13 protein-coding genes and 6 pseudogenes are annotated in these 20818 nt (G+C 33.9%); 5 read left to right on the top strand and 14 right to left on the bottom strand.

Annotated features, from left to right (window positions below; translation table 11 throughout):
• Positions 1-198: 198 nt before the first annotated feature.
• On the top strand, positions 199-738 hold the full coding sequence (gene lepB, locus AC3WVZ_RS29635) for a signal peptidase I (protein ID WP_233936650.1): 540 nt from the start codon (positions 199-201) through the stop codon (positions 736-738).
• A gap of 631 nt (positions 739-1369) precedes the next feature.
• On the opposite strand, the gene AC3WVZ_RS29630 is transcribed toward lepB, so the two are convergent.
• The 3 genes and pseudogenes from AC3WVZ_RS29630 to AC3WVZ_RS29620 all read right to left on the bottom strand — a co-directional run bounded on the left by AC3WVZ_RS29630 (position 1370) and on the right by AC3WVZ_RS29620 (position 4023).
• A complete protein-coding gene (locus tag AC3WVZ_RS29630) occupies positions 1370-2077 on the bottom strand; it encodes an IS6 family transposase (protein WP_233936899.1) in 708 nt (235 codons plus the stop codon).
• An 87-nt stretch (positions 2078-2164) separates the two neighbouring features.
• A pseudogene (locus AC3WVZ_RS29625) lies at positions 2165-2676 on the bottom strand (transposase); the annotation flags it as partial.
• A gap of 246 nt (positions 2677-2922) precedes the next feature.
• The gene (locus tag AC3WVZ_RS29620) at positions 2923-4023 is read right to left on the bottom strand and encodes an IS4 family transposase (protein ID WP_282082065.1); all 1101 of its coding nucleotides are present in this window, start codon (positions 4021-4023) and stop codon (positions 2923-2925) included.
• Between AC3WVZ_RS29620 and AC3WVZ_RS29615 the strand changes: the two genes are divergently transcribed.
• Complete coding sequence (locus AC3WVZ_RS29615; RefSeq protein ID WP_233936804.1) at positions 3986-4672, top strand: IS6 family transposase; 687 nt, start codon at positions 3986-3988, stop codon at positions 4670-4672. The two genes, AC3WVZ_RS29620 and AC3WVZ_RS29615, sit on opposite strands and share 38 nt — an antisense overlap.
• Here AC3WVZ_RS29615 and AC3WVZ_RS29610 read toward each other — a convergent pair.
• Entirely contained in the window at positions 4669-4833 is a 165-nt protein-coding gene (locus AC3WVZ_RS29610) for a hypothetical protein (protein WP_233936803.1), read from the bottom strand. The two genes, AC3WVZ_RS29615 and AC3WVZ_RS29610, sit on opposite strands and share 4 nt — an antisense overlap.
• Positions 4834-5245: 412 nt before the next feature.
• Positions 5246-6238 (bottom strand): annotated as a pseudogene (locus tag AC3WVZ_RS29605) (IS110 family RNA-guided transposase); the annotation flags it as partial.
• Positions 6239-6334: 96 nt separating this feature from the next.
• On the opposite strand from AC3WVZ_RS29605, the gene tnpC (AC3WVZ_RS29600) reads away from it, so the two are divergent.
• Positions 6335-7738: an IS66 family transposase gene (tnpC, locus tag AC3WVZ_RS29600; protein WP_233935410.1), complete on the top strand. Its 1404-nt coding sequence runs from the start codon at positions 6335-6337 to the stop codon at positions 7736-7738.
• Between the two features lie 941 nt (positions 7739-8679).
• Here tnpC (AC3WVZ_RS29600) and abrB read toward each other — a convergent pair.
• The 4 genes and pseudogenes from abrB to AC3WVZ_RS29580 form a co-directional block, all read right to left on the bottom strand.
• Positions 8680-8790: pseudogene (gene abrB / locus AC3WVZ_RS29595) on the bottom strand (transition state genes transcriptional regulator AbrB); the annotation flags it as partial.
• Positions 8791-8974: 184 nt separating this feature from the next.
• A pseudogene (locus AC3WVZ_RS29590) lies at positions 8975-9058 on the bottom strand (single-stranded DNA-binding protein); the annotation flags it as partial.
• Positions 9059-9227: 169 nt separating this feature from the next.
• The gene (locus AC3WVZ_RS29585) at positions 9228-9935 is read right to left on the bottom strand and encodes a GDSL-type esterase/lipase family protein (RefSeq protein ID WP_233936801.1); all 708 of its coding nucleotides are present in this window, start codon (positions 9933-9935) and stop codon (positions 9228-9230) included.
• Positions 9936-10645: 710 nt separating this feature from the next.
• Complete coding sequence (locus tag AC3WVZ_RS29580) at positions 10646-11464, bottom strand: 5'-nucleotidase, lipoprotein e(P4) family (RefSeq protein ID WP_233936800.1); 819 nt, start codon at positions 11462-11464, stop codon at positions 10646-10648.
• Positions 11465-12333: 869 nt separating this feature from the next.
• Between AC3WVZ_RS29580 and AC3WVZ_RS29575 the strand changes: the two genes are divergently transcribed.
• Complete coding sequence (locus AC3WVZ_RS29575; RefSeq protein ID WP_233936798.1) at positions 12334-12561, top strand: hypothetical protein; 228 nt, start codon at positions 12334-12336, stop codon at positions 12559-12561.
• A gap of 448 nt (positions 12562-13009) precedes the next feature.
• On the opposite strand, the gene AC3WVZ_RS29570 is transcribed toward AC3WVZ_RS29575, so the two are convergent.
• The 4 genes and pseudogenes from AC3WVZ_RS29570 to AC3WVZ_RS29555 all read right to left on the bottom strand — a co-directional run.
• Positions 13010-13420, bottom strand: coding sequence for a hypothetical protein (locus tag AC3WVZ_RS29570; RefSeq protein ID WP_233936797.1), 411 nt, complete (start codon positions 13418-13420; stop codon positions 13010-13012).
• 156 nt (positions 13421-13576) lie between these two features.
• Entirely contained in the window at positions 13577-13783 is a 207-nt protein-coding gene (locus AC3WVZ_RS29565; protein WP_233936796.1) for a hypothetical protein, read from the bottom strand.
• A 1223-nt stretch (positions 13784-15006) separates the two neighbouring features.
• Entirely contained in the window at positions 15007-15504 is a 498-nt protein-coding gene (locus tag AC3WVZ_RS29560) for a class I SAM-dependent methyltransferase (RefSeq protein ID WP_425594318.1), read from the bottom strand.
• Positions 15505-16779: 1275 nt separating this feature from the next.
• A pseudogene (locus AC3WVZ_RS29555) lies at positions 16780-18149 on the bottom strand (IS1182-like element ISBth7 family transposase); the annotation flags it as partial.
• A gap of 320 nt (positions 18150-18469) precedes the next feature.
• Between AC3WVZ_RS29555 and tnpC (AC3WVZ_RS29550) the strand changes: the two are divergent.
• Positions 18470-19872: pseudogene (gene tnpC, locus AC3WVZ_RS29550) on the top strand (IS66 family transposase).
• A gap of 414 nt (positions 19873-20286) precedes the next feature.
• Here tnpC (AC3WVZ_RS29550) and AC3WVZ_RS29545 read toward each other — a convergent pair.
• Positions 20287-20520, bottom strand: a complete 234-nt coding sequence (locus AC3WVZ_RS29545) for a hemolysin XhlA family protein (protein WP_233936794.1) — start codon at positions 20518-20520, stop codon at positions 20287-20289.
• Positions 20521-20818: the final 298 nt, after the last annotated feature.

Raw genomic sequence — 20818 nt, 5'->3', positions numbered from 1 at the left:
ATCACGCCAGGATTGTGATATAAGTAACGCGCATATTTCTGAATAGCAAGGATCTTATATTGTACCTCACGCTATAAGATCCTTGTCATAAGCACATATGTAGCTATAATGTGAACAAAGATACTTTTCCTCACATTATTGTTTTTTTAGATGACAAAACAGTATGAATTATACAGCAAAAGAAAGGATAGTTCTTACATGAAAAAATTTGGCCGTTGGTTTGGCATTTTAATAGTAGCTTTTATTTTTACTGTGGTTATCAATATGTTTATTTTTCAAACGTATAGAGTGGAAGGACATTCTATGGACCCAACGCTTTCCAATCAAGAATTACTATTTGTGTCAAAGATCGTACATACTTTTTCAGCAGAACCTGATTATAACGACATCGTTATAATTGATAGTCAATTAGGAAAAGCAGAAACCCTTCAAAATCAAATTCTTGATATTGGCTTAATCGCTATGTTTACAGGGGATACAAATAAAAGCATATATGTAAAACGTGTCATAGGAAAACCCGGCGACAGCATTGAAATTAAAGATGGCTATGTGTATCGAAATCACAAAAAAATAAAGGAACCTTATATAAAAGAACCGATGAATGCTCTTATAAAGGACCAATGGGTCGTTTCTCCAAATCATATTTTTGTAATGGGAGATAATCGTAACAATAGTAAAGATAGCAGAGAAATTGGACCAATTCCAATAGATCATATTTTAGGGAAAGTCATATGGTAAATATTCTTGATATAGTGTAGTTGAATATAGGTTGTTTTTTGCCCAAATCCTTGACACCCGGACCCGGGGTTAGCTAAAAATTGAACGTTTTTCATTATGTCAATTTCATTGTATATATTTTGAAAGATTTTTTTAAAGTAACTTTCTCATTCCCCTGTTTTGAACCAATTTAAAAAATTTGCTTTAACATCTTGATTCGTTGCTTGTTGTTTACTTAAGAATTTGTTGGCGCTAGAGTAAAAGCAATAACTGACGATCTAAGCATACCTGCTCATGGTACAACAGCTAATAACTTTTTAGATTTAGTACTCATCATGGCACTCTATTTTTAACCGTGTCATAAAACTACACTTTTTGAAATTGAGTATAACCTCTAAATTGCATACGCTTACTCCCAAAATTCTAGGATTTAGACAACGCTATCCTGATATGAAATCTTACATCAAAAGAAAAGTACATTTTGAAAAGTATCTTTTATATCTGTTAATATAAAATCCCACCCTATATAATTAGTGTATGAAAGATTTTTTTCACTACACTTGTTCAGGAGGAATATACATGAAAATTGGTTCTGGTGCAAATAAAGGATACATTCCCAAAAAATAATGAGGATTCCTACTGGAATCATTCTTTACCCTGTGAATCCAAATAATTGATGAATAAATTCTTTTTGATTGCGAACAGACTGATTCTGTAAATCCACCTGTTCTTTTTTTATCATGTGCATGGCTTCTACTCCCGCAAGCATACATGTAGCTGTGCCAAAAGATTTAAAACCTAACATAGAGCGTACACGTTTTTTAATGAAGCGATGGTCTTGCTCCACTACGTTATTTAGATATTTTATCTGCCGAATTTGAGTGCCTAACGGCACTTTTTTCTCGTTCTTTAATTTGGTGATAGCAACTGGATAAGCAGGATTTTTATCAATTGTAATTGTACGAGGTTTTGAGGCATGAAAAGATTGCAAAGCTTTCTTAAAGAATCGCTTTGCAGCCTTATGATTTCTAGTTTTACTAAGATTGAAGTCAATCGTATTTCCTTCAGAATCAACCGCACGGTATAAATACATCCATTGCCCTTTTACTTTTATATACGTTTCATCCACTCGCCATGAATCATTTGTTTGTTTCAGATGACATCGGATACGTTTATCCAGTTCCGGTCCGTATTGATGGACCCAGCGCATAATCGTTGTATGTGCTAAGGATAATCCCCTTTCTTCCATCATTTCCACCAAATCTCGAAAACTTAGATTGTACCGTAGGTACCAACGTACAGTTAATAAAATTATATCTGGTTGGTAATGCTTCCATTTAAACAAATTGTCCTTTTTCATACTGATTACATCCCTTTTGTAGAGTAATCGTATCCGTATGTCCCAAATTAGAAGATTACTTGCAATTAACCTAACTTTTTTGCACCAGAACCGTTCATTCTTTTGTGTCATGTCCATTCGAGTCGCCCCATATGCCTGATCACTTCGTTTTCCTGGTTCAATTTTCACACCAGCTGTATGACTACAGCCTCCGGCACCAGGATAAGTAGTTGCGAATCGATCTGGAACTTGAAAGGTTGTAGAATCAAGGATGCGAATCCGCTCAAAGTAAGCAGAAAGAGAATGAGAAATTGTAGAAGTGTAGTAAATACATTTCGAAAGAAGGCTACAGAAGCTGAGTTAAATCGTCGATTCAGTCCCTCAGGACTTAATAAAATTCCTGTTGAAGTTTCTAATTGACTACAAAGTTGAGTAAGAGAGGTTGTAGCGATTTGTTGATTTAACCATACACACAAAGATAAAAAATGGTGCCCATGGCACTTACGTTTTCGTTTCATTCCACCTGCTTCTATAGCTAATTGATTAAGTGTAGTGGGAGACATATATCGATATAACTCTTCGGCGAATAAAGACAGCTCTTGTTTTTGATGCATATTCATAAAAAGCACGTCACCCTTTCTCATTAACATAAGAGAATAGTAACGTGCTTTTAAGTTTAAGAATAGTCTAAATCCTTAAGTTGATGGATGTGTTGTCATACCCCATCGCCATCAAGCTAAGGAAACTGAATTAACAAAAATACATACAAATTCTTTTTCGATTATGGAATATTAGGAATCTTTATAAAAAAGGGCATATGAAATAACCCTAGCGGGCTACAATTTTAAAAAGTGTATGTATTCATTTTATTGTTCTATATGCTGCTCATATGCAGTACCTAAAATATCAAATACAGTTTTCTTCCGATACCGATGTGATTTTCGTCCATTTTTATCAAGTAGGTGGAATAAACGAAGAAAACTTGTTAGTAATTGCTTCGATTGTTCTTGTATTTGTCGATATAATACGCGGAAATAATCATGAATCATATACATAGCCTTCCATTCACTTAATTCTTTTTGTTTTTTTATCAACAATATTTGTCTCATTTGGAACATCACAGTAGAAGAGAGTAAAAGCGCAATTAATTTCCCATAGATATGACATTCTAATCGTTCTTTCTTCACATTTGTATTGGAATGAATACGAAAAATAGATTTCCAGGTTTTAAAGATAATTTCTATTTGCCAACGAAGAGAGTAGAATTCATGGATAGCTTCTTTAGAAACATATTCCGATGGAATATTTGTAATGTATACATTGATGCCTTGTAATTTTTTTGTCCGGTCACTAAACGTTATGTTTTTCTTTTTCTCTTTGTATGCTCGATCTTTTCTACGTTGTGTTTCCTGATCAGAAGTAAGCCTATAAATTACAGCTCTTACGGGAAGTAAATAATCACGCCCAACATAGACAACAGGAATTTCATATAATTCCCCTGGTTGTAACTGTTCCATAATCGCTTCTAAATCAATCATGGTATATTGATATTTTTTCTTACTAGCTCCATTTTTAAATGTAGGGACCTCTTCATTTTTTTGAAACAGTTTGGTATTCATTTTGAGCCGAGATAAATAGTAGGCTCCTTTTTGTTGGATGCCATCTAAATCAATCAAACTAAAATAACCTAAATCCCGTATACAAAGATCTTGCAAATCAACGGTAGGTTGAACTTCTTTACCGTAGTTCACATCATTTTCTTTCGCAGGTCCCAAGGCAACATGTAAAAACTGACCACTCAGTAAATCGTATTCTAATTGTATTTTCACTCCAGAAGCTTTTCCACTTCCGCCTGAACCAGGATGGTTCCGTTGCAAAGTTTTTGGAGCTGAGCTAGACCGTAGAAAAATGAGATGAGGAGCATAACATATGGGATATTTTAAAGGAAAACAATTCGAGAGAGACATTATCTTGGTAGCTGTCGGCTACTATTGTCGTTTTTCTTTAAGCTATCGCGACGTATCTGAACTTTTGAGAGAGCGTAGTGTTTCAGTTCATCCTACAACTATTATGCGTTGGGTCCATGAATATGGAAATATCATTTATCAAATTTGGAAGAAGAAAAATAAATCAGCACATTCCGTACGGCATTTAGATGAAACCTATATCAAAGTCAAGGGAAAGTGGCGTTATCTTTATCGTACGATTGATAAGGAAGGTCACACATTGGATATTCAACTTCGCAAAAAGCGAGATCATCAAGCAGCCTATATGTTTATGAAAAGGTTAGTGAAAGCTTTTGGAGAACCAACGGTTCTCACAACAGACAAGGATCATGCTTTACTTTGTGCGTTCAAAAAACTAAAACATAATGGCTTTTATGTGCATACGAAACATTGTACTGTTAAGCATTTCAATAATCTCATCGAACAAGACCATAGACATATCAAACGACGTTTTGTTAAATCCGCAGGATTTCAAAATCTGCGCCATGCTTCACGTACATTGAAAGGAATCGAAACGGTTCATGCCATATATAAACAAAAGAGAAGTCACATTCCAGACTTCTCTTTTTCAACGTACAAGGAATTACAGCAGTTATTTAGAACTGCTTAAACTACAACCGTATTTTGTAAGCAGGTTGATGTTTTTTCAAACTTTGCAACAGAACCTTCAGATGGTTTTTTATATTTCCATGAGATAAAAGTAAAAAAAACGATAGGCAGTCCGAGCAAAAACAGTGAGAAAGCAACTAATATTTGGCTTCCCTTTTTCATCCTCTTCCCCTCCTTTTTCCATACCCCTAGAAAATGACGCTAGGTAATCTCTATTATATATCGTATATAAGCGAAACATTTTGAGAAATATAGCGAAACTGCTAGAATGAAAGGTTTTTCTCTTTTGGAGACCGAATATCATGAAGAATTATATGTACAAGAGATGTAATCTTCAATTGAAAATACATGTAAGGATAAAAACATGAGGGGTATTCCTTTGACACATTGTAGTTTCCTGTTTTGGACATGGTTATAGAAGTAACTTATATTAGAATTTCAGCTGCGCCAGAAGAGGGGGTGTCATAAGCCAGACCTGTAATTCACTATCTCTGAAGCTCATCTATGCCATCAATTGATACCTTCGGTCTCTAACTATGAATCAATCAACTTCATATCCTTTCTTCTTTTATTTTCAGTGAATTTTACCTGTTTCTAATCCACAGATAAAACACCCAAGTTCTCTTGCAATAGCTGTAATGGCCACATTTCGAGGTTTCCCTTGATACATCATTCGATGATATTTTCGTTGTAACCGTTCTACTGCCCGATCCGCATAGGAAATTACGTCGCTTTGTTGGCCTTTTTGTCTTGCTTTCACTCGTTTTGATTTTAATCCAACTGTTCCTTTTACCAAGGAATTTGCACATTCTACAAGTGTAGACCTGACGGTCGAATTACCTTGCTTTGTAATCGAACTTCGACTGATTCTCTCCCCACTTGAGCTTTCACTTGGCGTCAACCCTACATAAGCCATAAATGCTTTAACCGTTGGGAACCGAGTAAAGTCAGCAATTTCCACATGAACAGTCATTGCTGATGTTGTGTCTATCCCTTTTAAGCATCTTAACTTTGCGATTGATTCTTCGTATCTTTCACTATGAGATAATTCGTCTAACCTCAGACTAAACCGCTCAATTTTGTCAACTAAAACATCGTACTGTAATAGGTATTCGTCTAACGTTTCTTTTAATAATCCTTGCACATCAAGATTCTTTAACCATTTCATATAAGCGATTGTCCAGCTTGTTTTTCCTTCATACACATAGCCATGTCTTAAAAGGAATGCTTTTATCTGTTGTTTTATTTTCTTCAATGATGTTTTAAAATCACCTAACATTCGGACATACTCTTTTACGGCAACATCCTCTTCTTCTGGAACATATACTTCTTTATAGGTGCCATTAGCTAAATTCAGAACAATCATTTTAGCATCGAATCTGTCGTTTTTCACCATCTTATTTTTAGATGAACTGTACATGGTTGTTGGAGCTAAAATATCACAATCAATCCCATTTTGTTCAAGAAGATTATGGAGTGAATACCCTAAACAACCAGCCTCATAGCCAGCTTTAATTTTTATATCTTCACCATATTTTGTTTTCAGTTTCTCAACGAATTTTTGTAACTACTCAGCTACCTTTTGGTGTTTTTTTAAATTTTACTAGTTTCATATGCCTCCTATTTGTAAATACTGAGTATATCAAACAGGGAGGTGAATAGGATGGTCGATCGAAAAATCATTTTAGATGCATATAAAAAAGGACCTGAAGCTGTTATTTCTTTATTTGAAGAAACATTTTCTAAGTTAGAAAAACGGATACTCGAACTAGAAAATGCTTCAAAAAAAAACTCTACAAATAGTCATAAACCACCTTCTACAGATGGTTTGCGTAAGCCTGTTACAAAAAGTTTACGCAAATCGTCTCATCGTCAAACGGGTGGCCAGTTGGGCCACAAAGGACATACTCTTGGTTTGACAGCGACTCCAGACCATACAATTACGTATTCTCCTACATATTGTACTTGTTGTAACACGTCCTTACACCAAGAACCTGTAAAAGGATACCGCATTCGCCAAGTGTATGATTTACCACCTATCCAGATAGAAGTGACGGAACATAAAGTGTCACAAAAAGAATGCCCACATTGCCATGCCATCCAAGGAGCCCTGTTTCCTTCTACCGTCTCTCGTCCTGTCCAATATGGTCCAAATATAAAAAGACTGGTTCCTTATTTAACACATTATCAGTGTCTTTCTTTGAAACGCACAAAAGAATTCTTTCAAGATTGTTTTGGACATTCGATTAGTGAAGGAACTTTGATAAATCATACAAACAGTTTTTCGGCTCAATTACAGCCCTTTCTCCAAGAAGTAAAAGACAAGATTCTTCAGTCTCCTGTTGTCCATTTTGATGAAACCGGTATGCGAGTAGAAAATAAAACACAATGGTTACATACTGCTAGTACACCGGAGGTGACATTGCAACATATTCATCAAAAACGCGGAAAGGAAGCAATGAATGCGGGAGAAATTTTACCGTCTTTTTCTGGAATTGCAATGCATGATGGTTGGAAATCGTATGATGCGTATACAGATTGTCGTCATGTATTATGTAATGCCCATCTCTTGCGAGATTTGCAAGGAATTATAGATAGTACCGGACAAAAATGGGCACAACAGATGCAGAAATTTCTAACGCAGGCTTTCACGCTGAAAAAGCAATACAAAGGAAGTCTGCCAAAATCGGAGCAACAGAATCTATTTATCGTTTATCAATCCATATTGAAAGAACAACCAGTCTTTTCTGCAGAATTAAAAAAGAAAAGAAAGCAGACGCCTGCTCAAAATTTATGGAATCGCTTCGTCAAATATGCTGACAGAATTTTAGCATTCTTAGAACATCCAGACATTCCATTTGATAACAATCAAGCGGAACGGGATATCCGAATGACGAAAGTAAAACAGAAAGTGTCTGGAACTTTCCGAAGTAAAAAAGGCGCAGAATCTTTTTGTCAGATACGAAGCTTTATGAGTACCATGAAAAAACAAAAACAATCTGTCTTACAAGCGATAGGCCAGGTTATAGAAACCGGAACGATTCCTTGGAATCGCATGACTTTATAAGAGAATTTCTCTATTTGATCTAGATTCTTTTTCTTATTGAAGTATTTTCTTTTTCATGTTTTCGAATGGAAAACATGTATTTGGTATGCCCTTTTTCCTAACTAAGCTGAGTAGTTACGTCTATTTTATTGACTTAATATCAAAGACAGTAAATATTCCATCATAGGAGTCACCTCCTTTCTCTCTAATATATAAGAGAAAGGACAGCAACCAACCACCCCACGCTATACAGTTGTACTCATTCTATCATAATTTCCATGGACTTACTAATATAAACAAAGAGACAGCACTGCCTAGCTTTCTATATTGTGCATTTAAAGTATAACAGTTCTTCTAAAATCTGTGAACTTTCTATACATAAAATAAAAGGACACTCCAACGAGTGCCTTTTTTCACTTAATAACTACTTTACTTTTATGTTGGATTTTCACCCAAATATAATTATACCATATTTATCTATTTTATTAACTGAGAAATAATAAGTTCTTTCGTTAAGTGAGACGGACTCTCTTGTATCGGAGAATGGAGCGAAGAAGCAACACTTGTTGGTTTGTGTTTGGGTAGTTATTTTTATATACAATATGGTATGTGAAATTATCTATAAATGGTGGATAATTTCACGTACATTCTTCATTAATAGGGATTTCCGAATAGCGATGTTTTATTTTTTCAATCACTTGTTATACATGCATGTCTATCTACTCATTGCTACAAAATACACAACTCTATTTAAAAGAGATTCCGCTGTACACAAAGCTTTTTTGTTGTTTATTATATAAAACCATTAGCTATAGTCATAATATCTCATATAGAAGAAACTGAGAGGTCGTTTTTTCAGGGATTTCAAAATGTACGCTGAATTCCTCTATTTTCACTCCCAGTATGCCTTTTTCAATCCCCATTTTACTTTCCAACCTTTGTAACTACTCCGCTTAGTTACAAAAAATCTCTATTGGGTCTTTTTCTGCTATTCCTAAAGTTCGTCTTAATTCAATTGGTAGTACAACCCGACCCAATTCATCTACTTTTCTTTTCATTCCTGTAGATTTCATAACTTCCCACCTTTTTTCTCATTTTATTTAATAATATTATTTTAATAGAAAGTCACTACAAATTAAAAACATAAACACCCAAAACACCATTACCATAATAAAAGCATTTTTTACATCCCACAAAAAAGGAAAGTGATTTCTATTCATCTTTCATAAAAATACTCCTCATACATTAATGTACTTGTCAGAATGGTAAATTGTCGTCGCTTATATCAATTGGTTGCCCTACTTTTAAAAATGGATTGTCATTCTTGGTTGAGCCTGTATTATTTGCATCAACATGGGCATATCCGCTATTAAGGGTCACAAGACCCAAAAAAGAAAATCGTACATTTAGACATAATTTTTAAAAAAACCAATCCCTTAACTCATAGGGAATCGGTTAATCATTTTAACAAACTTATCGGCTATATTTGCGTTGATATCACCCCAAAACCCTATTTAGCTTTGTCTTTCAAATATTCAAGAGGAAGCGGGTAATAATCATCTTTAAAATGTACACCCTCTCTTTCTTCGTCCACATATGGGACTTTATGTTTTTCAAATATTGGAGATAAATCAACGAAATCTACTTTTTCAGTATTTGCTAAATCTTTAAATGCCGCATTTAAATTACCTATCTCTTTATATTCGGGACCTATCTTCAAAGCCTGTTCGGAGACTGGGGTAACAGATAAAACGTGTATTTTTGAATTTGGAAGTTTTTCTTTTAGTTTTTTTAATAAGTTAGCATAACTTGATGTTACAAATTCGACTGGCCCTTCAGCAGGTTTATTTTCTTTTTCTGCGAAACGTTTTAAATCATTACCTCCCAAAGAGATAAAAATATGTTCAGGTTTTCTTGTCGCTATCTCATTAACTAGATTTAAAGCTTTTATTGTATCGGATCCATTTTCAGCAACAACATTATTACCATCTAAAAAATCACCAGATTTGAGCCTTTCTGTCATGGAATCTCCCACAAACACACTATCTTTAAAAATAGTTTTATACGAAGTATCTTGAGTTTCTGTAGTCGATTTTTTCTCATGTGAAGTATCTTGAGCTACTTTAGTTGATTTTTGTTCAGCTCCATTATTTGCATAGGCTGCAGAAGACAAAGCAACACTTCCCATAAGTAGAGAAACACATACTTTTTTTAACATTTCAATCTTCCTTTCAGTATTTAATTTACAAGTGATCGTATAACTAGTAATGTAGAATTTCTTGTGATTATTCAAATGTAAATTTTTATTTATAAAATATATATTAATCCTTGTACATAAAGATAAAATGCAGATTTGGTCAATTTATAATGAAAAATTAACACTTCTAGTGCAAAGTATCTTAACATACAAATAGAGATTTCTTTTTGACATGTACAGAAAACCGTAACTTTTTGACAATGAGTAATTCCTCCATTTCAGGGATTTGGGCAAAAACATCCCTATTTAAAAGGAGAACCAGCATCAGTAATTAAATAATTCATTCTGAATATTCAAAAACATGATTTATAGATTTTTATAAGTTTATGGCAACGGAATACTATATCTTAATTGGTATTTATGTTCTGTACAGCAAGGTATCTGCTGATATAAGTAAGGAGCCTCTATGGAAAAGAAAAATACGTATTAAAAACATCTTTTGAATTATAACTTATTCAGAAGCCTTCCTATCAGATTTCTGTTCGTCAATCCAAAATTTTATTCTACTCTCCCTTAGTCGTTGGTCAATGTATACCTCCACAGTAGAGTTTCACCACTTAAATAATTTCTATACCTGACACACTGAAAAAAGGTTGAGCGCATTCGCTCAACCTTATAAATGACAGACAATAGAATATCATAGCAAACATTTATTATTCTTTAGTCTTCCATTATTTTCCACCTTCAAATATACGCAATGCATCTTTACGGATTTTGTCTTTTTCAGCATCTGATTTTTTGAAATCATATTGATATAAAGCTGATTCCCAATCCCCATACATCGGATTTGGGAACACAATAAACTTTTCTCCAAATACTTCATGTATCTCTTCGACCGCTTTATTTCTATCTTGTACCGATTTCTCATCAAATCCCGTAAAATCAGATAAATTATCTCCAAAAAATAGAACAATATCATGTTCTATCGCAACTTTTTTTCTTCTCTCTTCCTTCCCCTTTTCTTCATTTCCTTGCAATAAAACATGCTCCTTATCAGCTTGTGGGATATTCAATTTCTGTAAATTTTGCAAAGTGGCGTCTAACTGATTTTGTTTGCGATTGGAAATGTAATAGATTGATACACCTTTTTCATTTGCATATTGTAAAAAAGAAACAGCTCCAGGGAGGGCTTCTGCTGTCGCTTGTTGAATCCATTCTTCCCATTTATAGGGAAATCCTTTCTTCTCTTTCACAGTCATAGCTTGATACGGACTATTATCCACGACTGTTTCATCTAAATCTAAAACAATAGCAGCAGGCTTTTTTTCGGTACCTTTGGCAAGCGCCGCGTCTAATTTCATTTTTCCTAGATTATATCCTTGATGATAGAGCGCTTTGGCTTCTCCAGCCGTTTGATACCAAGCATCTGCCATGACTTGTTGTTCTGTTAGTGAAGATGTTTGTTTCGGCTGTGTTGATGGCGACTGACACCCCATGAGAGAAAGAGAGACTAGCATTAGAGCTATACTTGTTTTTAAAATTGGTTTCATTGTGTATCACACTCCCGATATATGTTTTATATGGTATGCGCTTACCTTATAGAATTTATACCCAAAATACAATCTTCTTTTATCCTTTTATAAGGACGAAATGGTACATTTTAAATTTTTTAGATACAAAAATTCCCTTTTAATATTTTAAAGAAGATTATGAATTCCTGGGTGAACAATGAAACTGAAAACCATTTACAAATTAACTTGTAGGATGTGATAAAGTTGACGATACATACATTGTTCAATCTATAAAATATAAAACTATAATCTTATTACAGATTGGTCTTACAGACATATTTTAAACCGTTATATGCAATCGTTAACATTAAAAATCCTTAATGATTGTTATTGTTACTTATATTCTGATAGTATTTTTAAAAAATTTATTTCACATAGTTTTTAACCTCATCAAAAACGTGATTTTTTGATAACACGATTAGACCATTGCGTTCTAATTCTATCACTACATAAACTCCATTTTGTACTTTTTATACACACAAAAACATTTTATTTCTAATCTATATATTATGTGGTGTATAGTCATGTGTCATCCCCATCTTATAGAAAAAAGTACTTTCTAAAAACGTATCAATAATCTTACTTTGTCCTATTACAGGACAAAGTATCTCTTTAACAACATTTTAATGCATTATAAACTTATAAAGTTGTTTAAATATATTTAAGGAGTTGATTTATATGGGTCCTATACTTGCATTACTTCTAGCAGGCGGGTTACTCGCATCCCCACCTACTATCGCTGCTGGATTAGATACTTTGATTGATTTATTATCTTAATTCAAAAATACTTTTTTATACACAGGTAATTTCATAAAAACCCTACACTACATAGGAGTGAAAAAATAATTATGATTTTTGAAGTTCCAATTGATCATTTTCCTACCCATCATAACAGCTCTGTAAAAGAACAATATAATCTATCTGTTGAAGATGTAGAAACGCTTTCGATAGGGATTAAATGCTTTGTTCAAAATCATCTACAATCTGTAAAAGAGTTTATACCTCAAACAATTGAAAATGTTGAAGGTACTGCAGGTACAGTTAACAACGTTACAAGTTTGAAAAATCGTGCGTAAATCAATATAATTACAGAAAAAATGTAAAAACTCATTATGAATTAGTGTGATTTCTGGTATGTTAAGAAAACGAAGTCCTACGACAGACTTCGTTTTCTTTTGTACAGAGAGCAGCCACATCTATTCGTTATTTCTCTCATGTTCTCTCACTATTTTATAAAAAAATTATACCCTTGAACGAATTGATTAGCATAACCCACTCTTTAGAAAAAAACCAAAGCAGGGTTTATCGTATTTTTTAAGTAAATCTATATAACTAGGGTTTAACTAACTCTCGAAAAACAAACATTTTTCACATAAAAAAATAATGTTTTTTGTTACACAGTCTGTACGTACACGATTTGATAGACTAGGGTCGATACACTGACCCAAATAGAAAATAAACATCTCTTTCATATAATAATAATATTCCTTAATGTATAATTTTCTTTTTTCGATTGTGCGCCACCTAAAACACCCTTGTGAATGTTGCTACTTTGTTCTTGTGTGATCCAGGTGTTACTGTGAAGTAATATTTTGAACCTTCATATGCGTAATTTGTATTTGCTAATGCAGCTGCATCATTCTGTAGACCCGAAGCATCTGGAAGCAGTTGATAATTTGTTTCTCGTTTTAGTTTGCTTGTTCCATCCCATATCACGCTGTATGTTTGATTTAAATCTTTTTGAATCGCATCAATTACGGACGGTGTATAGCCGTAATCTGCTACATGATTTGAATCTGCAATCAAAGATAAATCTGCTGAATTATAATAGCCATCTCTGATTTGTCCATTCGCTTGTTTTTGAATAAAATACCCTATTGTCGGATATTTTTTCCCATCAATGAGTGCAAGCGACTTAATCCTTACGCCTAGCAATCCTCCATTGGTTTATCAAATGGCGGGAAATAAACAGTATCTCCTATATCTGTCGATTCAACGTATGCCGTTCCATGATCAGGAATTGGATTATATGGATTTTCTGGGAGTAGTGGAAGACCCGGGTGATATCACCATCCGTATCCAACCTCACTTTCATCCCATGCCGAAAGACGATGGGTTTTCTCGTTCGGGAAGGGCTGTAATCTTACCATTTTCCATTTGGTAACCTTGAATCAATCCTTCCTGGGATGATGAAATATCAGCTTTTTGTGTTTCCGCTGCAAAGGATGTAACAGGTGCAATCGCTGACATACTTGTAAGCGGTATAACGACTGCTAATTTTTTATAGTGTTTTTGCAAGCTAAGCTCCTCCATTTCTATATGCTATATGTATAAAGTAAGTTACGAGTAACTCACTAAGTTCAATATACTAGAGTATAAAATATATCAAGGCTATAATAATAACCTTTTAAAAAGGACATTACCAAGGTGTATTGACCTTCTGTTCTAAAATTTTCGAAAGTAAACTATATTTCCAAAAACAGAATGAGTAAAATTTCAAATGATGTATTCTCCCCACCCTTAATTATTTGTTAACAGATGACAAGTGACAGACTTTATGCAGTAACTAGTACACTTCCTAGTCCAGGAGGTTAAATATACCGCTTACTACAAAAGCAGTATTATTTTTAATTCAAATCTTTTTGCTATTGTCAAAACCAAAATTGTTGAGCAAACTCACATTGCTAATTTACTTTTTATTTAGTTTAAATATGAGTAAAAATACCATGGTCCAAAGCAGAAAACAACAACAAATAGACTGCTTCAAATCCAAAGCATCTATGTGTGCTCCCTATATCTCTAAAAGAACCATCCACCCGTCCATATTATTTAAGAATAATATACTTATGTTGTATGTAGTTATTAAAAACATACGGACTGTCTCACAATTTTTTTAGTTTAAACATAGTATACATATATAGGAGGTTTGTATAATGACATTAAAATATAAGCAATATAAATACGAGGCTTTAATAATAAAGACTACAGCTCCAGATTGGAATTCACCCTTTACACACAATATAGATATATCTTTATCAACAGATAAAAAATTGTTAAAAAGAATTATCTATAGTCATCTACAGTGATATGCAATGGTATATGGAGAAATGATTTCATGGAGAGAATACCAAGATTTAATAATATTTGAAATTTTTTATAAAGACACTTACATCGAGTTAATAAGCTATAAGGATGGGGTTTTTAATTTAGAGCACATTAATGGCGGGAAATATATATTATTTGATAGTTTAAAAAAAGAAATATTCATTATTTAGAGAATCTAGAATTTCTAAAATATAATTTATAATAGATGAATGTAGCCAATTTCATTAATAGTGACTAAAACAAAATTTGCAAACATCAATTGAAAGAGCATAATGCTCTTTCAATTGATGGAGAGGATACCCTTCTTTACCTATCTGTTGTATATCTGTAGTTATGCTTTTTGTGAATTGAGTGCAGTTAATTGAATTTCAATAGGAGCGTTGTTTAATAATTTTTGATTTGCTTCTCTTATAGGTTTAATGGCCTTTAACTTTACAATCATTTCTATATTTGTAGACATCATCCAAAATTTCTTTAGCATATTTATTTTTATAAGTTTCACCATCTACAATTAGAGTTATTTTTTCAATCGACCAGTCTCCTTTATAACCATAATCCGCTCGCCAATAACTAGGTTGTGAACAATAAGAAAAAGAGTTTAAGAAAAATTGCCGGATATGTGTAGGATCTTCAAATGCATCATCACTAGATCCATAAGGAACATGGCAAATCATCGTTGCATTTGCTTTCGCAATACGATGCAATTCCTCCATTAAGTCTAACAAATTATGAATATGTTCTAGTACATGCGAAGCAAAAAATTCGTCTACACTATTATCTTCGAACGGTAAAGGCTCCACTTTGCATTGATTTAAATCTGCTATTACATCTACTCCTTCCATAGGCATCATATCTAAATTAATCCACCCTTTCAAAATAGTTCGTCCACAACCCAAATGTAATTTTTTAGTCACGATAATTCCTCCCATCTATCTCACTTTCCCCCTTTATATATATATGCTTTTTTCAAGTATAGATGAGAACATTCTTACACTACATATTCTTATAAATCAAAGAACAATAAGGGTTATATTAGTGATGAGGGGCCTTTGGCATTGAAAAATGACTTAGATACCTAAGTGTTTTCCTATGATAACAGCAAAGTGCGAAACACAATTTTTTACGATATACAAAGTTTTACATCTTCTTTATATGGCTTACTTTCGTATAACTTCTTTCGCATTGAAGATATGTGACCTATCTTAGAATTTTTCAATAGACATATTATAATTATGGTAAACATATAATAAGTTTATAGCTGTTAATGCAGTTCTTTTGTTTGCATTAACAAAGCATGATTTTTCCCTATTGATTCGAATCATGCGGCTGCTTTTTCAAAAATTGTAGGATAAGCATCATCTCCAAATACTGAAGATTTAGGACGGTCTATTGTAGATTCTAAAAGCCCCAACTCTTTTACACCTACGGATTCACTTGGTGTTATGCTCTTAATGACAATTTCATTAAGAAGGATTACTTCGGTTGTTGTTATATATTTTACTACTCCTTCCTCTCTAACGGTTCGCCAAACCCTTTAGAGCTTCATCATATCTTTCGAATACATTAGAAACAATATCTCAAAACACAGGATCAACATCCTTAGGTAGCGATACCTTCTTTTGTTTTTTGATAATAATTTCATCATTAATTTCTAAGCTAATGATGTCACTCAAATTAAGACCCAACAAATTAATTCTTTCTTGTGAAACAGTTATCCCTAAAAAACTCCCTATTTATGTTACCTTTCTACGGGTTTCATCGTTAGTGTTCCTCTCACTTTTAACGTCTTTTTATATCACCCCTCTCATTTTACGCCTATTTTGAAAAACGAAATGCTCCTTCAGGTAAAATCATATTTTCAAAAAAAATTATGTCCTATTGAAATATAAAAGAAGCACGTCTGAGTCAACCTTCGCACATATTTATATTATATTTTTTACCTTTATAAAAGTACAAACACACATATATTTTATCTTAATTTATATGATATAGTTAATTTAAAGTTGTTACTTGTTTTATGTATGCATTAGATTGGAAAGCAAAACTTTTTATCAAATCCAACCAAGAAAAACACTCTTCCGAGTGTTTTTTCTTGGTCAGAGTGTTGGGAAACCCTTTAGGGTTCCCAACACTCTGGAATCTTTTTTGATTTTAGCGAATAAAAACAACATAAAATAATAGAATTTTAAAAAATAGCCCTCCACCTGACCCTTTTTGGTCAGGTGGAGGGCTATTTTTTTCATGTTTTGACAAGCTGCGGTGAGATAAGCTTGCATTTGGACAGACTTCAGCCCTCGAAACCGGGCATAGCGGTAGCCATGTAGTTCTTTGGCGTCTGCAAAGCTTCGCTCTATAGTGGAACAGCGTACTTTATACAACCTTTTCCCTGTAGCTGTTAGCTTGTTTTTTCTAGCAATATCCTTATATTTCTCCCACACATGATGAGTGATAACTTTTTGTTTTTGTTTCTTTGAAAAGCACACCTCACGTAACGGACAAACAGCGCAGTCTTCTGGATTCGATTTGTATTGACGGTATCCTTCACGATCAGTTGTTACATATTCTAGAATACATCCCATCGGACAAGCGAAAACATTCATTTCTTCTACATATTTAAATTGGCTTTTCGGTACTTCTTTATTCCGTTTTCCAAATCGGCGATACCCCATCACCATAAATATATTCCGTTCTGATAGTTTCTTACAGATATATCCTGTAAAATAGCCAGCATCAAGGGCAACAGCTTCTACTTTGAAGTCGAATTTATCAATCTGAGCTTGGAGGCGTGCTAAATACGGCTCGGAATCTGCCATATTTCCAGCCGTTACATAGGTATCTGTAATAATATTGTACTTCGCATCAGTCGTACGATGATCCAAGAAATGAAAACCATTTGGTTTTCCATCTCTCATTAAAAATCCACTATCTGGATCCGTTGTACTTATACGAGTTTTTTTGGTAGGGGTATCACTTTCCTTTCTAGGTTTTAATTCTTTTTTCCATGTACCTCACGATCTTCGATTACCGCAGCTTCTAGCTCGTCTATATAAAACTTTGCTTTTTCTTTTTTATATTTATGTACAAATTTATTTTTATTGGCATTGGCCTTAATATGTGTAGAATCTGTCATCAGTGCACGTCCTCCTACCATCCGGTGCTCCGTCGCTTGTCTCACAATCTCATCAAAAATTTCTTCGAAAATATTTGTATGAATAAAACGAGTACGACGATTCCAACTGATTGTAGAGTGATCCGGAATAGTATCCGATAGAGAAAACCCTAAAAACCAACGGTAGGCAATATTCGTTTTAATTTCCTTTTCCAATTGACGCTCAGAACGAATACCGTAAAAATATCCAATAAACATCATCTTAAATAAAACAATAGGATGAATGGACGGGCGTCCATTGTTTTCACAGTAATAAGGGCGTAACTTCTCTTCAATAAAATCAAAACTAATTGTCGCTTCAATTGCACGAAGGAAATGATCTTGTGGAACCAACTCTTCTACAGAAACAGATACACGCTCATCACGATGATTTTTTAAAGCACCCATCATAAAAAATCTCTCCTTTTCCTCTTTTTTATCAGTGTTGACACATAAAAAGAGGTTCAGACACAAAAACAGGCTGTGGAGAAGACTTTCTCCACAGCCTGACCAAGAAAAACACTCTTCCGAGTGTTTTTTCTTGGTTGGACCTTTCAATTGACTCATAACCATCGTTTTTAGGCTTATATAAAACATCTATTAAACTAATAAGGGCTACATGTTTTATTGTAACTACTCAGCCACCTTTCGGTGTCTTTTTTAAATTTTACTAGTTTCATATGCCTCCCATTTGTAAATACTGAGTATATCAAACAGGGGAGGTGAATCTTATGGTCGATCGAAAAATTATTTTAGATACATATAAAAAAGGACCTGAAGCTGTTATTTCTTTATTTGAAGAAACATTTTCTAAGTTAGAAAAACGTATACAAGAACTAGAAAATGCTTCAAAAAAAACTCCAAAAATAGTCATAAGCCACCTTCTACAGATGGTTTGGGTAAGCCCGTTACAAAAAGTTTGCGCAAACCGTCTCATCGTCAAACGGGTGGCCAGTTGGGCCACAAGGGACATACTCTTGGTTTGACAGCGACTCCAGATCATACGATTACACATTCTCCTACATATTGTACTTGTTGTCATACTTCCTTGAACCACGAGCCTGTAAAAGGGTATCGCATTCGCCAAGTGTATGACTTACCACCTATTCAGATCGAAGTGACAGAACATAAAGTAGAACAGAAAGAATGCCCACATTGCCATTCTATCCAAGAAGCCCAATTTCCTTCGACAGTATCTCGTCCTGTTCAATATGGTCCAAATATAAAAAGACTGATTCCCTATTTAACGCATTATCAATGCATTTCTTTGAAGCGAACAAAAGAATTCTTTCAGGATTGTTTTGGACATTCTATAAGCGAAGGAACCCTGGTAAATCATACACAGGCTTTCGCTTCTCAATTGCAGCCATTCATAAAAGAAGTAAAGGAAAAGATTCTGCAGTCTCCTGTTGTCCATTTTGATGAAACTGGTATGCGTGTAGAAAACAAAACACAATGGTTACATACTGCCAGTACACCGGAGGTGACATTGCAACATATTCATCAAAAACGTGGAAAAGAAGCAATGGATGCTGGAGAAATCTTGCCATCTTTTTCTGGAATTGCGATGCATGATGGTTGGAAATCGTATGATGCGTATACAGATTGTCGTCACGTTTTATGTAATGCCCATCTCTTACGAGATTTACAAGGAATTATAGATAGTACTGGAGAACAATGGGCACAACAGATGCAGAAATTTCTAACGCAAGCGTTGACGATGAAAAAGCAATCCGAAGGTACCATGCCAAAAGCGACGCAAAAGAATCTGTTTATTATGTATCAATCCATATTGAAAGAACAACAGATTCTTTCCACGAAACAAAAGAAGAAAGGAAAGCAGACGCCTTCTCAAAATTTATGGAATCGCTTCGTCAAGTATTCTGACAGAATTCTAGGGTTTTTAGAACATCCAGCCATTCCATTTGATAACAATCAAGCAGAACGGGATATTCGGATGACGAAAGTAAAACAGAAAGTGTCTGGGACTTTCCGAAGTAAGAAAGGCGCAGAATCTTTTTGTCAGATACGAAGCTTTATGAGTACCATGAAAAAACAAAAACAATCGGTCTTACAAGCGATAAACCAAGTCATAGAAACTAGAACGGTTCCTTGGAATAACACGACTTCATAAGAGAATTTCTCTATTTGGCATAGATTCTTTCTCTGATTGGAGTATTTTCTTTTCATGTTTTCGAATCGGAAACATGTATTTGGCCTGTTTTTTTATTTGAAGAAGCTGAGTAGTTACGTTTTATTTTTCACCTTTTTAAAAGTTAAAAATTGCAGGTCATTTTCATTCAAAAATGCGGTATAATGATATTGCCATCGAACAAACCGTCTTAGTTGTTTTTCGACTTCTAAGATAAGAAATCCCCCATCGTCTCACCAGACAATGGGGGATTTCTTTTGATAAATAGTTTCTTCTCATACCACATTCGTACAGCTATAGTAAATTTTGATATTCGTTTATTATTGTTCTATTGATGCCGTTTCCTCTTAATAACTCTCAATTTCATAGCTGATATTATTTTTAATAAACTCATATCTATATTCCTCCTTTTAATAAAAATGTGAAAATTGCTCCAATAATACCACCTACAACTAGACGTAATATCCAAGTTGTATTTGCACTGATTTTATCCAAGTGTTTGTTAATATTAATAATATCTTTTTCATTTCCTGTTGTTCTCATTTCTAAGCTCTTCATTTCAAGTTTTATTTCCTTAATATCTTGTTTAATTTCTTGTACTGCCCTTTTTACATCTTGTAATTCTTCCACGTTGACCACTCCTCTTTTAAATAAAGAAAAGCCTTTTTACCCTCCTTTTTCTTTAGGTCACATATACTTGCTCATTTTGTGAAAAATCTATTATAGTGCTCACCATTATACTATGAGACAAGCTCTTTCACTGTGAATATATATGAGAAATACATTTATACAATGCATCTGGCGCTTTTTTGCTCACCCTAAAAAAGGGAGATAATACAAAGTGTGTCAATTTAATCTTATTCCTCAATGATTTTCCCACACTTTAACCAGTTTAACATTTCCTCTTCATTGATCCTTTCCAAGATTG

This window comes from Bacillus sp. CPT56D-587-MTF (assembly GCF_058792335.1).
The sequence above is the reverse complement of the archived record's forward strand: the minus strand, read 5'-3'. Positions and strand labels throughout refer to the sequence as shown.

Coding starts and splice junctions, on each gene's coding strand:
- AC3WVZ_RS29610 (WP_233936803.1), bottom strand. CDS start 4,833: ATGAAAAAGGGAAGCCAAATATTAGTTGCTTTCTCACTGTTTTTGCTC.
- AC3WVZ_RS29620 (WP_282082065.1), bottom strand. CDS start 4,023: ATGTCTCTCTCGAATTGTTTTCCTTTAAAATATCCCATATGTTATGCT.
- AC3WVZ_RS29575 (WP_233936798.1), top strand. CDS start 12,334: ATGATTTTTGAAGTTCCAATTGATCATTTTCCTACCCATCATAACAGC.
- AC3WVZ_RS29580 (WP_233936800.1), bottom strand. CDS start 11,464: ATGAAACCAATTTTAAAAACAAGTATAGCTCTAATGCTAGTCTCTCTT.
- AC3WVZ_RS29585 (WP_233936801.1), bottom strand. CDS start 9,935: ATGTTAAAAAAAGTATGTGTTTCTCTACTTATGGGAAGTGTTGCTTTG.
- AC3WVZ_RS29630 (WP_233936899.1), bottom strand. CDS start 2,077: ATGAAAAAGGACAATTTGTTTAAATGGAAGCATTACCAACCAGATATA.
- AC3WVZ_RS29615 (WP_233936804.1), top strand. CDS start 3,986: ATGGGATATTTTAAAGGAAAACAATTCGAGAGAGACATTATCTTGGTA.
- tnpC (WP_233935410.1), top strand. CDS start 6,335: ATGGTCGATCGAAAAATCATTTTAGATGCATATAAAAAAGGACCTGAA.
- lepB (WP_233936650.1), top strand. CDS start 199: ATGAAAAAATTTGGCCGTTGGTTTGGCATTTTAATAGTAGCTTTTATT.